The sequence below is a fragment of the Faecalicatena contorta genome (genome assembly GCF_022835095.1).
Classification (GTDB): Bacteria; Bacillota; Clostridia; order Lachnospirales; family Lachnospiraceae; genus Faecalicatena; species Faecalicatena contorta.
The window spans coordinates 1,001,780-1,015,573 of record NZ_BQNQ01000001.1; the positions used below are offsets into that span (position 1 = coordinate 1,001,780).

Annotated in this window: 13 protein-coding genes; 11 read left to right on the forward strand and 2 right to left on the reverse strand. The window is 39.1% G+C overall.

The features are described 5' to 3' along the window. Positions 1–47 precede the first annotated feature (47 nt). Together MWG26_RS04570 and MWG26_RS04575 are read left to right on the forward strand one after the other, a co-directional pair. Positions 48–1,220 (forward strand): IS256-like element IS256 family transposase, encoded by a 1,173-nt coding sequence (locus MWG26_RS04570; protein ID WP_000195429.1) that lies wholly within the window; start codon positions 48–50, stop codon positions 1,218–1,220. 67 nt (positions 1,221–1,287) lie between these two features. Further along, positions 1,288–2,784 (forward strand): BglG family transcription antiterminator, encoded by a 1,497-nt coding sequence (locus tag MWG26_RS04575; RefSeq protein WP_276519065.1) that lies wholly within the window; start codon positions 1,288–1,290, stop codon positions 2,782–2,784. Here the strand turns inward: MWG26_RS04575 and MWG26_RS04580 are convergent. Continuing rightward, entirely contained in the window at positions 2,765–3,199 is a 435-nt protein-coding gene (locus tag MWG26_RS04580) for an HAD-IIB family hydrolase (RefSeq protein ID WP_025654885.1), read from the reverse strand. The genes MWG26_RS04575 and MWG26_RS04580 overlap by 20 nt on opposite strands. 326 nt (positions 3,200–3,525) lie before the next feature. Between MWG26_RS04580 and MWG26_RS04585 the strand changes: the two genes are divergently transcribed. The 9 genes from MWG26_RS04585 to MWG26_RS04625 all read left to right on the forward strand — a co-directional run bounded on the left by MWG26_RS04585 (position 3,526) and on the right by MWG26_RS04625 (position 13,136). Beyond that, positions 3,526–4,575 carry a 2-hydroxyacid dehydrogenase gene (locus MWG26_RS04585; RefSeq protein ID WP_025654886.1) on the forward strand — a complete coding sequence of 350 codons (1,050 nt, stop codon included), beginning with the start codon at positions 3,526–3,528 and terminating at the stop codon, positions 4,573–4,575. Positions 4,576–4,589: 14 nt separating this feature from the next. After that, a complete protein-coding gene (locus MWG26_RS04590) occupies positions 4,590–5,492 on the forward strand; it encodes an NAD(P)-dependent oxidoreductase (RefSeq protein ID WP_025654887.1) in 903 nt (300 codons plus the stop codon). Positions 5,493–5,510: 18 nt separating this feature from the next. Further along, a complete protein-coding gene (locus MWG26_RS04595; RefSeq protein ID WP_025654888.1) occupies positions 5,511–6,389 on the forward strand; it encodes a class II fructose-bisphosphate aldolase in 879 nt (292 codons plus the stop codon). A 13-nt stretch (positions 6,390–6,402) separates the two neighbouring features. Further along, the gene (locus MWG26_RS04600; protein WP_173005737.1) at positions 6,403–8,934 is read left to right on the forward strand and encodes a pyruvate formate lyase family protein; all 2,532 of its coding nucleotides are present in this window, start codon (positions 6,403–6,405) and stop codon (positions 8,932–8,934) included. 22 nt (positions 8,935–8,956) lie between these two features. Continuing rightward, a complete protein-coding gene (locus MWG26_RS04605) occupies positions 8,957–9,385 on the forward strand; it encodes a PTS sugar transporter subunit IIA (protein WP_049915437.1) in 429 nt (142 codons plus the stop codon). A 1-nt stretch (position 9,386) separates the two neighbouring features. Then, positions 9,387–10,697, forward strand: coding sequence for a PTS transporter subunit IIC (locus MWG26_RS04610; protein ID WP_117441043.1), 1,311 nt, complete (start codon positions 9,387–9,389; stop codon positions 10,695–10,697). 73 nt (positions 10,698–10,770) lie between these two features. Further along, positions 10,771–11,094: a PTS sugar transporter subunit IIB gene (locus tag MWG26_RS04615; protein ID WP_025654894.1), complete on the forward strand. Its 324-nt coding sequence runs from the start codon at positions 10,771–10,773 to the stop codon at positions 11,092–11,094. A gap of 189 nt (positions 11,095–11,283) precedes the next feature. Then, the gene (locus tag MWG26_RS04620) at positions 11,284–12,162 is read left to right on the forward strand and encodes a glycyl-radical enzyme activating protein (protein ID WP_025654895.1); all 879 of its coding nucleotides are present in this window, start codon (positions 11,284–11,286) and stop codon (positions 12,160–12,162) included. A 14-nt stretch (positions 12,163–12,176) separates the two neighbouring features. Beyond that, complete coding sequence (locus MWG26_RS04625; RefSeq protein ID WP_025654896.1) at positions 12,177–13,136, forward strand: D-2-hydroxyacid dehydrogenase; 960 nt, start codon at positions 12,177–12,179, stop codon at positions 13,134–13,136. A 146-nt stretch (positions 13,137–13,282) separates the two neighbouring features. On the opposite strand, the gene MWG26_RS04630 is transcribed toward MWG26_RS04625, so the two are convergent. Next, positions 13,283–13,750 carry a PTS sugar transporter subunit IIA gene (locus MWG26_RS04630; protein WP_025654897.1) on the reverse strand — a complete coding sequence of 156 codons (468 nt, stop codon included), beginning with the start codon at positions 13,748–13,750 and terminating at the stop codon, positions 13,283–13,285. Positions 13,751–13,794 lie beyond the last annotated feature (44 nt).

Here is a 13,794-nt window from a genome sequence, read left to right on the forward strand (position 1 = left end):
CGGTACAATGTTTTTAACGACAAAAACATACCCAGGAGGACTTTTACATGACCCAAGTACATTTTACACTGAAAAGCGAAGAGATTCAAAGCATTATTGAATATTCTGTAAAGGATGACGTTTCTAAAAATATTTTAACAACGGTATTTAATCAACTAATGGAAAATCAACGAACAGAATATATTCAAGCAAAAGAATATGAACGAACAGAAAACCGACAAAGTCAACGAAATGGCTATTATGAGCGCAGCTTTACGACACGTGTAGGCACGCTAGAATTAAAAGTACCCAGAACACGTGATGGCCATTTTTCACCCACAGTGTTTGAACGTTATCAACGAAACGAAAAAGCCCTCATGGCTTCAATGTTGGAAATGTATGTATCAGGCGTTTCAACTCGTAAAGTATCAAAAATTGTGGAAGAACTTTGTGGTAAATCCGTCTCTAAGTCCTTCGTTTCTAGCTTAACAGAACAGCTAGAACCTATGGTTAACGAGTGGCAGAATCGTTTATTATCAGAAAAAAATTATCCTTACTTAATGACCGATGTACTCTATATAAAAGTACGAGAAGAAAATCGAGTACTCTCAAAAAGCTGTCATATAGCGATTGGAATAACCAAAGATGGCGACCGTGAAATTATCGGCTTCATGATTCAAAGTGGCGAAAGCGAAGAGACCTGGACAACATTTTTTGAATACCTAAAAGAACGCGGTTTACAAGGTACGGAACTCGTTATTTCTGATGCGCACAAAGGATTAGTCTCTGCCATTAGAAAATCCTTCACCAACGTAAGTTGGCAAAGATGCCAAGTTCACTTCCTAAGAAATATCTTTACCACCATTCCTAAAAAAAATTCAAAATCTTTCAGAGAAGCTGTTAAAGGAATTTTTAAGTTCACAGATATTAACTTAGCGCGTGAGGCTAAAAATCGATTGATTCATGATTATATCGATCAACCAAAATATTCAAAAGCTTGCGCATCATTGGATGATGGATTCGAAGACGCCTTTCAATATACCGTACAAGGAAATTCCCACAATCGACTAAAGAGTACCAATCTAATTGAACGACTGAATCAAGAAGTACGCAGAAGAGAAAAGATTATTCGCATCTTCCCCAATCAAACATCAGCCAATCGCTTAATTGGAGCCGTTCTTATGGACCTACATGATGAATGGATTTATTCTTCAAGAAAATACATCAATTTTGATAAGTAGAAATGGTAAAAACATTGTATAGCATTTTACACAGGAGTCTGGACTTGACTGACCCGTTATCAAGAGAATATTAAATGAGATAAAAAAAGAATACATGATCGAGTTAAATGACTCATCGTATAAATTACTGGAGTACTATCTTGCATTTTCTGTAGAAAAAATGAAAGCGGGTAAATATGTAGATGGCATTATAAAAGATACATATTCTGAAAATTATATTATTGCTGATCAAATTATAAAACGGCTTAGCCATGCACTTGAGATAGAAATTCCGGATCAGGAAACCCAATTTGTGTGTAACCTTTATTATAGTGTATTGTCGTATAAATCACCGAAGATTAATTATAAACAATCGCTGCGAATTCAGTTTTTGGCAAGAAAGCTGATCGAGGATGTTTCTGCTTCATTAAGTATTGACTTTAACAGCAACTATACACTTTTTGAAAATTTGTCAAATCATCTGATTGCGCTGTATTCGGCTCAGCAGATGGATGACAGACCAGGTCTGATATTGGAAGAGATAAAAGAAACATACGGTAACGTTGTAAAAGAAGTAAAAGATCATCTGGGAGCGATAGAATCTTATTTTTTAAGAAGTTTAACCGAAATTGAAATATTATATATAGCAGTTCATTTCTGTGCCGCTATTGAGCAGTACAAATTGGACACTTATTTCTATGATGCTGTACTGGTATCAAATGCAGGGGCAGGGGCATTAGAATTGATCCGTGTTAAATTGCATATATTAAAAAATCTTCATATAGCACGTGTGTTAAATTCGCATGAATTGCAGGATATAGATACATTCAATGAGGATATATTGATCTCAACGGAGCCGGTTGTTAATAATTCTATCAGAACGGTTCGAGTCTCGGCTCTGATTACGGAACAAGATATACAGGCAATATCGGGCGTATTACTTGACATGATGGCAAATAATATTCCACCTGTCAGGCAGGAAACTGATTTGTTTATGATACGTAACAAAATCAGGCCTGTTGTATACCAGTATGTCGAAAATCGTTGCGAGGAGGCAGTTTCCAGAATATCGGAAACAGTGTACAAAGCCTTACGTGAACACTCAAAGCCCGGATTCCATCTTAATGGGGAAGCTCTGTCTTTGAGTCAGTTGTGCATACCCCAGTTAATTCAATTAGGGATAAACTGCAGTACATGGCAGGACGCCATCAGACAATCCACAAAGCTTTTAGAAGCAAATGAGTATGTTACTCCAGGCTATGCAGATTCCATTATCGAAGTTACTAAAGAATACGGTCCCTATTATATTGTTGCACCTGGCATCGCAATTGCACATGCTAACCCACTAAAAAACTGTTTTAGGCCGGGGATTAGTTTTACGCGGCTGAAATGTGGTGTCCGTTTTGGAGAGGATGATTCGACGTTAGTGAAATATATATTTACACTCTCAGCTGTGGACAAACAAGCACATTTAAATGGATTGTTTCAACTGCACAATATCCTTGGAAAACCAGATTTTCTGGAGATACTTGACAGTGCAGATACCCCTGAAGAAATTTATACGTTTATTTTAAAGACCTGTTAATAACATGATGGAGGAGGGCATAGTAGATTCCTTCTTCATCATTTGTTTTTGTAATATAAGCCGCCTTTTCTTTTACATAATCACAAGACTGTCCCATAGCGTAACTAGATTCAACAATCTCAAAGAGACTGACATCATTTTCTCCATTTCCAAAGGCAATCACATCTTTAGACGACCAGTTATGCAATTTCATTAATTGTAAAAGAGCCCTTCCTTTAGAAATCCCGCAGGGTAGGATTTCTAACTGTCTGGGGGCTGTCCTGAAGATTTCATACTTCTTATAATATTTCCTTCTCAAAATATAAAAAATTTCTTCGATTTTGTCTTCAGTCTGTAATACCTGAAGCTTATTGATTGGAAGCTCAATCTGATCTGTTGAGATGATGTTTACAATTATAGGATAGGGGCGTTTCAAATCAGTAATCCATCCCCAGGGTCCCCCTATTAATGGATAATCTTCAGGAAGATGTTTGTTTCCAAAACGATTGCTTTTATCATAGTCTTCCTCCCCATTGCTAAATTATATATAAAATCCAGTTTATTAAAAATACACCCTCTAAGCATAGAGACTTTCAATTTTTATAGTAGTAGATCAGTTCCTTATAGAACAGTTCAAAATATTTTTTTTGGTGACAAAAAGTTGGACTAATCATTTCGGATCATTGTTGCTATTATAAAAATATATTCAGAGAGCGTGTACACAAAACTGAATTTTAAATTCAAAGAAAGAAGGCATTAAATATGAAAAAAATAGTGTTTGCTTTTGATGGCAGACGACTTCCTGATCCATATCAGGGCAGAGAGGATATCTCAAATTTAATCGAACAATGTTCAGCATATGGATATGAAGTTGTTCGCACATATGATGACGGTCTGTTCTGTGAAGGAGGAGATTATCGTTCAGTAGCAAAGCGTATTGAAGATGAAGGTCCTGACTGGGTGAAATATTCTGACGAGTATTTAAAAATTATGGAAGATGCAGATGCATTGGTCATTATGTACAATGGGGTAAACAAAACCTTATTAGAGCATTCTCCTAAATTAAAATTTATTGCTGTCATGCGCAGCGGTTTAGAAAACATAGACATAGAAGAATGTAAAAAGCGCGGAATCACAGTAAGTAATTGCCCGGGGAAAGTTTCAGAACCTGTTTCTGAAATGGCATGTGCGATGATTCTTGATGCGCTGCGGGGAATTACCTTAATGAATAGTAACTGGAAGCCGGGAGCAGGTTTTCAGGCTGTCGAAAGCAGTAAGTTGTCATATGAGACTACCTTGGGCATTGTAGGCTTTGGCATTATTGGCAGGAAAGTAGTAAAAAAATTAAGTGGATTTGATTTCAACGTACTCGTTTATGATCCTTTTGCTAAACAAGAAGATGCAGATACATATGGAGTGAGATTAGTAAATCTGGATACACTCATGCAGCAGGCAGATATCATTTCTGTGCATGCCAGATTATTACCCTCTACTGAAAATTTGATCGGTGCACACGAAATAGCATTAATGAAGCCGAATGCAATTATAGTGAACACCGCGAGAGCAGGACTTGTAGATGAGGAGGCATTGATCGAAGCTTTAAGTAAACATAAGATCAAGGCGGCTGCTCTGGACGTCTTCAGGGAAGAGCCTTTGCCGGATGATCATATCCTGCATCAGTTAGACAATGTGATTATTACGCCACATATGGCAGGAAATGCCGGAGATGTTATGCTGCTGTCAGTACGGATCATGATGGAAGAGATCTTACGTTACTTTAAAAATGAGAATCTTATGTACAAAGTAGTATAAAGGAGGAATCGGATATGAAATACGGTTTTATTGGATTGGGAAACATGGGACACTTTATGGCCAGACATTGTATCGATGCTGGGTATGAAATGATTGTGTCATCAAATACAGTATATCAAAAAGAATTAGATGAAATGGTAAATGAGGGGGCTGTCAAAACTGATTCTAATGCCGAAATAGGTAAAAATGCGGAGCGTGTGTTCTTGTGTCTGCCTAATGGAAATATCGTAGAAGAGGTAGTCAGTGAAATTATGGAAGTCCCGGGATCAATTGTTAAAGAAATCTATGATTTTAGCACTGTCGGGCCTAGCTTTTCTAAAAGACAGGGGAGAGAGGGGGAGGCAAAGGGATACGCTTATTATGACTGCCCTATTGCCGGAGGAGTTGCAGGCGCAGAGGCTGGCACTCTCTCTATTATGATAGGATGCGAAGAGGCGGAATTTGAGAAAGTTAAAGAGATTGTATCTCCTATGGGGAAGAATATCATGCATGCAGGGCCTCTCGGCAGCGGTTCGGCTGTAAAGATGTTTAATAACTACCTGGGCGGAGCGGATTTAGTGGCATGCTGTGAAGTTATGGTTATGGCCAAACAGTTAGATATGGATTTAGAAAAACTATTCTCAATAATAAACAAAAGTACAGGACGTAATTTTGCATCAGAAAATGCAATTCCAGGTTTCCTGAAGAACAGAAACTTTAAACCGGGCTTTGCGACAGACTTGTTTTACAAGGACATTAACATTGCTTTACAGACGGCTGACGAACTGAAACTGCCTGTATCAATCGGACCGGCTGCACTGCATGCCTTTGGTGCTACGCGCGCAATGGGATTTGGACAGGAGCATAGCATTGCAGTTGTTAAGTATTATGAAGCTTTAGCTAATGTAAAAGTAAATGAAGAACCGGAAGAAAATTAAAAAGAGTGAGGCAGACAAATGTTAGTAAATACAAAGAATATCTTACAGGAAGCAAAAAAAGGGGGTTATGCAGTAGGAGCATTTAATTTGTTATCGCATCCTACCGTAGAAGCTATTTTAAGTGTCGCAGAAGAAACAAATACGCCTGTGATCGTTCAGATTAACGACTGGGTTGATCCAAACCTGGCAGCTGCCCGCCGCAAATCTCAGTTTGAGGCAGATACTTTTATGGACTATCTGGTCAACCGGTGCAAAGCGTCTACCGTTCCCACAGCGATAAACCTGGATCACTGTAAAACGTACGAAGGGTGTATGCGTGCTATCAAATGGGGATGTACGTCTGTTATGATTGACGGGTCTGAGTTACCGCTGGAAGAAAACATTAAATTGTCGAAATCAGTTGTTGATACAGCCCATGCCTGTGGTGTTTCTGTGGAAGCGGAAATCGGACATGTCGGCGGTCGCGGGGATGATGTAGTGAAGGAAGATGTTTATACGACTGTGGAAGAAGCAAAATATTTTTATGAACAGACTGGTGTTGATATGCTTGCCGTATCCATAGGCACAACACACGGCCTATATCTTACAAAGCCAAAGCTGAACTTCGACAGAATCAGTGAATTAAAGGAATATATTCCAATTCCCCTGGTTATGCATGGCGGGAGCGGCTTAACTCCAGATGACTATACCGAATGTGCAAAACGCGGAATTACTAAGATTAATTTTGCTACATATATGTTCATGGAAGGCGGAAAATACATGAAAGAAGCGATCGAAAAGAATCAGGATAAACCGGCGGAATTCAATACACTATTGAAGGCAGGTATGGAAGGACAAAAAGCAATTATCCGTGAGCATATCAAATATTTTGGAACAATGAAATACAATGAATTTTGAAAAGGGAGGAAAAATGGCAGCAATAACAGTTAAGACGGTAAAAGATACAGAGCGGGAAAATATTCGACGCTGCATGGAGGAATATCCGGATCCTATTGGAGCTAAGAATTGGAAGGTCAGTGATTCTCTGATTTGTGATATTAAAGAACTTAAAAAGAGTGACCGCCTTGAGCGGATGAGACAGACATATCTGAACTCCAGACAGCAAATTTATATTAAGGAACGGTGCATGCTCATTCATAAAAGTTACAAGCAGACACTTGGAGAAGATGTGAATATCAGATGCGCAAAGGCCCTGGCAAGTGTGTTAGAGAACTATCCAGTTACCATCCGTGAGGATGAATTGATTGTAGGATCCGTCACTCCGACGATGAGAGGCTGTCTGTGGTTTCCAGAAGTATCTGACTGGCTGATTGATGAGATTGATACTATCTGTACCCGTGAGTATAATCCGACCTTTATCTCAGAAGAAGACAAGGAATACTATTTGAATGAAGTTCATCCCTACTGGAAAGACAGGTGTAGTTTTGCAAGTATTCAGAAACAGCTTCCTGATGAAGTGAGAGAAAAACAAAACTGTGGCCTGTGGAGCTGCGGAATTGGCATGCAGCAGCATGTGGGTCATATCCTGTCGTTAGATAAGCACAGACTGGAGAGAGGGATTGGCTGGTATAAGGCGAGAGCGCAGGAATTAATTGATACGTCTGACAAATCGGATCCAAAATATATTGATAAATATCACTATTGGAAATCAATCATTATAATCTGTGACGCGATTCGGACATTCGCCCTTCGCTATTCTGATGAGGCGAAACGATTGGCTGATGAGACCGGGGACGAAAAGCGGAAGGATGAACTGTTATTGATTTCTGATACATTGAAAAAAGTGCCATGGCAAAAACCAGACACATTCTATGAGGCAGTTCAGTCTGCATGGTTTATGCAATTGATCTACTATTACGAGAATAATTCAGTTGCACAATCGCCGGGACGTATCGATCAAAAATTTTATAATTACTTCAAGAAAGATGTCATTGATGAAAAGAGTCTGCCGCTGGAACTGGCAAAAGAGATACTCTGCAGCTACTGGATGAAGATTGCAGAAACGAATAAAGTTTACACAGAAGCAGAATCCCGGTTCAGAACGGGAAATCCAATGTTCCAAAACATAAGTCTTGGCGGAGAAGATGTGGAAGGAAACTGTGCAATTAACGAGTTGAGCTACCTGTGTTTGAAAGTAGAGGAGTTTGTTCACTTAGATCAGCCTAATACGGGCATCTGGATCGACAAATCCACTACGAAGGATTTTATTGAGACAGCATTGAAAGTTGTTGGAACCGGCGGCGGAAAGCCAATGTTTCTGGGTGCCGAATCCAGAATTCGACATTTCAAAAATTTATGCGGATTACCGGAAGAAGCTGCCAGAAAATATGATTCTGTTTGCTGTTCATTTATGTGGAATCCTTATCTTCCCAATATGGATCATTGTGCCGATATTAATCCGGGAGTTGCTTTGGAGTATGTGTTTACAAATGGAAAAGACCGAAAAACAGGCAGGCAGATAGGTCCAATGACAGGAGATCCCGCGAAATTTAAGTCAGTAGAAGAAATATTTCATGCGTTAGTGAAACAGATTGAATATGGGATTCAAATGGCGTGCATGCATGCCAGCACAATCTATAAGGTTTGGGAGGAAATGTTTCCGGCACCGTATACGTCAATGTTTCAGGGGACCTGCCTGACTGACGGACAGGATATTACCAAAGGCGGTTCACTTGGACACATGAGTGCTACACAGGTTTCCGTAGGTCTGGTTAACGTCATTGACTCACTGTCAGCAATCGAGAAAGTTATTTTTGATGATGAAAAGGCTACAATGACTGAATTAATTCAAGCTTTAGACGATAACTTCAACGGCCATGAACATTTGCAGGCCAGGCTGCTCAAAGCTCCAAAGTATGGAAATGATGACGAATATGCGGATCGGTGGATTCCGAAAATCCAGAGGGTTTTAGACCATACATATCTCAATTATCCCATGCGTTTTGGACGGCTGAGAAAAAATCCGGTATATATCCATCTATCTGCAGGAGTATTGTATGGCAGTATGATCGGCGCAACACCAGATGGAAGAATGGCAGGAATGCCTTTGGCTGAGGGGGGGATTTCTCCAATGCAGGGACTGGAGCTCAAAGGCCCTTCTGCTTCGATGAGAAGTGCTTCAAAATGGGATTATGAAGAGATTAATTCTGTTGTATATAATCAGAAATTTCACCCACGCACATTTGAAAATCCGGATGACATAGCAAAGCTGTCCACTTTAGTAAAAGTATTCCTGTCTCAAATGGGACAACACAACGATGGCGCTGCCCATGTACAAATAAATGTTGTTTCGGCAGAGACACTAAGAGATGCTCAGAAGAATCCGGAAAACTATAAAGACTTGATAATCCGAGTGGCTGGATATACAGCATTCTTCACTGAAATTTCACGGGATCTGCAGGATGATTTGATTGCAAGAGTCGAATTTGAAGGTATTAATTAGGTGAAAGCAGGTGAAATCTATTTTGTTAGATAATATTTATTGTAAAACGAATTTGCAAGCGGATTCCTGGCAGGATTCAATACGAAAAGCAGCAAATCTACTGTTACAAGAAAATTGCATCGAGGAACGATACATTGACAGTATGATTAATTCTGTGTTGAAATATGGTCCTTATATTGTTATAGATCAAGGGATTGCCCTCGCTCATGCCCGGCCGGACGATGGAGTGCTAAAAACAGGGATTGCTATAGCAACGCTTGCCCCGTCAATAATATTTGGTACAGAAAACGATCCGGTAAGGCTCATGATAGTGCTGGCGGCATCCGGCGATGATGAACATGTTAATTTGTTGGCATTTATTGCAGATTTTCTGAGCGATGAAAGCAATATTAAAAATATTTTTAATGCCAATGATGATACACAATTAAAAAACACAATAAGAGGTGTATAATATGAATACTGTAATAGACTGGCTGTTTGCCAATATAATTGGAGAAAACGCTATTTTTCTTGGTCTTATTGCATTATGTGGTCTACTACTTCAAAAGAAGAATGCGCGGGAAACATTCATAGGTGTTATTAAAACTATATTAGGTTACTACATTTTTACAGCAGGCAGCAATCTGGCAATCTCTGCGCTGCAGGTTATCAATACTACATTGACACCATCTCTGGGGGTTGAAAGTGGAATCGTACAAACCAGTGGGACGTTTATGATTTATCTTGCTGAGGGAATGAAATATCTGGCTCCGAGAATCATGCCATTATTTATTGTTTCATGGTTTGTACACATCTTACTTGTCAAAATATTTAATAAATTTTTTAAAGCAGTTTATTTAACAGTTCACAAAGCACTGGAGTTTATGTGTATTTTAATGATTTTCTTCTACTCCGTTATGGGTTGGGAGGGAATCATGCTATATATCCCCGTGGTTGCATTTTCTGCTTTATGGTGGACAATTTCACCAATGCTGACATACAAAACATCAATGGAAATTACAGATGGAGGATTCTGTCTGGGACATGGAAACCAGTTTGGAGCATTCATTGCAGATAAAATTGGTGGTTTCTTTGGAGATCCTGAGAAAGATGATACGAACAATTTACACTTACCGGGTTTTTTGAACATCTTTAGTGACTCTACGATGAATTTAACTATTTCAATGGTCATTACATTCCTGCTGACCTGGGGCATTGTGACTTTCATTGGAAATCCAACAGCCATTGGTGCTCTGAATGAGTCTGCCGGAGAATATAATTCATTTGTTTATATGATTATTCAAGGTTTCCAATTTGGAGCTGGTGCAGTAATTTTACTGCAAGGTGTAAATATGTTCTTATCATCCCTGATTCCGGCATTTCAGGGAATTTCTGAAAAGGTTATTCCAGGAAGCGTACCGGCAGTAGACTGTATTGCGTACTTTGGCTTTTCTCCGATTTCAGTGATCCTGTCGTTTATCTCATATCTGAGTGCTGGAATTTTGTGTACCGTAATGTGCCTGATATTTAAAACTCCGATTTTTTTGTTTTTCGCTGTGCCTTCTGCTTTTTTTGACTCAGCATCTATCGGCGTATTTGCGAACCGTAAAGGTGGTTGGAAGGCTGTTATTGCAGTTGGATTTATCTGTGGATTAATTTCACACATATTTGGAGGTGTTCTGGCTTATGAGATGGGGATTCTGGCAGAGGGTATAGCAGCGCCATCCATTGATAGCAACTTAATCCCAAGTATTATCTTCATGATCTTCAGACTATTTATATAGAATAAAGGCAGTATGATAAGTGTTCTTGGTTTTGAACAATTGAGGAAATATTTTTATTTCAGGAGGAAAATGTATGTATAAAATTATGACAATTTGTGTAAACGGAGTTGGAACCAGTATAATGGCAAAAAAGCTTGTTTCAAATAGTATTACTGAACTGGGCTATAATATCAAAGATATAGAAATTGACGAAGCATCATTGTCTAAAGTAGAATCTGTTTCCTGTAATTTAATTATTACTACATCCGGTCTGAGCGAACGAATTCCTGCCAGCGTCAAGTCACATATTGACGTTATCTCTGTTGTAAATATGATAAGCGGGAAAGAAAAGATGAAAGAAGCTTTAAGACCATATCTGGAAAAAGCAGCTGAAAGCCAACTGATCTCAAAAAATTAACTTTAACGTAATGTAAGCAATTAAAAAAGCTGTGCAGGCTTAGATAATATTCAGACTGCGCAGCTTTATTCCTGATCGCAAAGAGCCAAAGTCTAAATTGCCTGAACTTGGTGACTGCCGCGAAAGTCAAAGTCCTGCAGCTTACTGCGAGTTCTTTGGCGAAATTATAAAAGTGAAAAGGAGAGTTGTATGGAATCAGGAATTATATTTGACATTCAAAATCTGTCCCTGCATGATGGACCGGGGCTGAGAACCACCGTGTTCTTTAAAGGGTGTCCGCTGCGGTGCTTATGGTGTGCAAATCCAGAGTCACAAAATATCCAACCGGAGGTTATGTATTATAGAGATAAGTGTGTACATTGCAATGCGTGCGTTAAAGTATGCCCGACTGGCGCAGTGCTTATAAATAAAGGCTGCATTGGATGTGGAAAATGTGTTGAAGAATGTTTTTATAATGCCAGAAAGCTGGTTGGTAAATCAATGACATCAGATGAAGTTATGGAGGAGATACGAAAAGACCAGCTGCTTTATAAAGAATCTGGCGGTGGAGTAACATTCAGCGGAGGAGAGGTTTTAGGACAGCCGGTATTTTTACTGGAAATCATAAAACAATGTAAACAAGAACGTATCCATACGCTGCTGGATACAACTGCATATTGTAATCTAAAGACTTTTAAAGAAGTAATGGAATATATTGATCTGGTGTATGTTGACCTAAAGTGCGTGTTTAATTCAAAACATAAAGAAATGACAGGTGTGTTTAATTCGATTATTTTAGACAACATACGTTATATGGACAGAGTGGGTAAACCATATGAAATAAGGATGCCAATAATTCCAGACTACAATGACTCAGCGCCAATGCTAGAAGAAACTGTTCAGTTTATAAATAAATTAGAGGCAAATCCGCACGTATGGCTGCTGCCCTTTCATGCATTTGGGAAAACAAAATATGAGCCTCTCGGCATGAAATGGCCGATGGGAGATAAGAAAAATATGAATCGTGAAGAGCTGGAACCGATAGCCCATTTTTTTATTGAACACGGTGTCAATGCAAGAATTCAATAGGAGGAATAAATGATATGAAAATTGTTGTATTAGATGGATATACAGAAAATCCAGGTGATCTGAGTTGGGAATCTCTGAATAAATATGGAGAAGTTGAGATTTATGACCGCACCGAAAATAAAGACGATGTAATTACAGGGAGGATTGCAGGTGCAGAAATTGTCCTGACTAATAAAACACCGATTTCAAAGAAGGTAATTGAATACTCCAAAGATCTAAAGTTAATTTGTGTATTAGCTACAGGCTATAACGTTATCGATACTGCAGCAGCAAAGGCCGCCGGAGTGACCGTATGCAATGTTCCAAGTTACGGCACTTATTCAGTTGCTCAATATTCAATTGCTCTTTTACTGGAAATATGCTGCCATATTGGCCACCACAATGATACCGTCCAAAATGGCGTATGGACAAAGTGTGAAGATTGGTGTTACTGGGATTATCCGCTTATTGAATTGTCAGGAAAGACGATCGGCATTATTGGTTTTGGACGGATTGGCCAGGCAGAAGGGGCAATTGCCCAGGCTTTGGGAATGAATGTAATTGCATACGATCCATATCCAAATGAAAGCGGAATGAAACTGGCGAAATATACAGACTTAGATGAACTGTATAAGAAAAGCGATGTGATTAGTTTACACTGTAATTTGACAAGAGATAATGAGGGTATGATTAATCAGGATTCAATAGCTAAGATGAAAGACGGTGTAATACTTATTAATAACTCACGCGGACAATTGGTGAATGAGAGAGACTTAGCAGAGGCTCTTAAAAGCGGGAAAGTAGGGGCTGCAGGTTTGGATGTTGTTTCAACAGAGCCAATCACTGAGGACAATCCACTGTTAAATATTGAGAATTGTTTAATAACACCGCATATTTCATGGGCTTCTATAGAATGCAGGCAGCGCATTATGAACACTACAATATTCAATATAGAATCCTATTTACATGGAGAAACAGTTAATGCTGTTGTTTAGGAAAATGTGTCCATTAAATTAATAACCAATACTGTTACAGCGGAGCCGGAAAATAGATAACTACAATACAGGGCATCAAGATTCGTTTGAACCATGATGCCCTGTATAAATTTTTCAATAGCCGGCAACCCTGGAAACCTGTAAGTCTACGAGCCTAAGATCACTTCTTCACAAAGTGAATATTTCACAAACATCTTCCGTAAGTCTTCTGTTTCGAGTTCCATGCACTGGTGTGTAAATTCTGTGTTCGATACTGCTGCAATTATTTTTTGCAGAATCGAAATCTGTTGGCTGCCTCTGGGAAGTGCCAGATTAAACACGAGTCTGGTAGATACAATATCATCTGGCGCATCCATCCGGTAAAAATCTACCGGTTCCTTCAGACGCAGTATACAGACACCAGCTTTTATTACAAATTGGTCATCGGTATGCGGAATTGCAATCGAGGTATCCATTAAAAGTCCTGTAGGATATGTCTTTTCCCTGTCTATACAGGCCTGTTCAAACCCTTCTTTTACAAACCCATTTTCATATAATGTACCTCCGGCAAGATGAATAGCCTGCTCCCAGCTATCCGCTGTTCCATCCACAACTAATATATCTTCTTTCTTCATGTCCCGTCCTTTCTTTATGTCCCGTCCTTTCTTCTTAGCCGGAT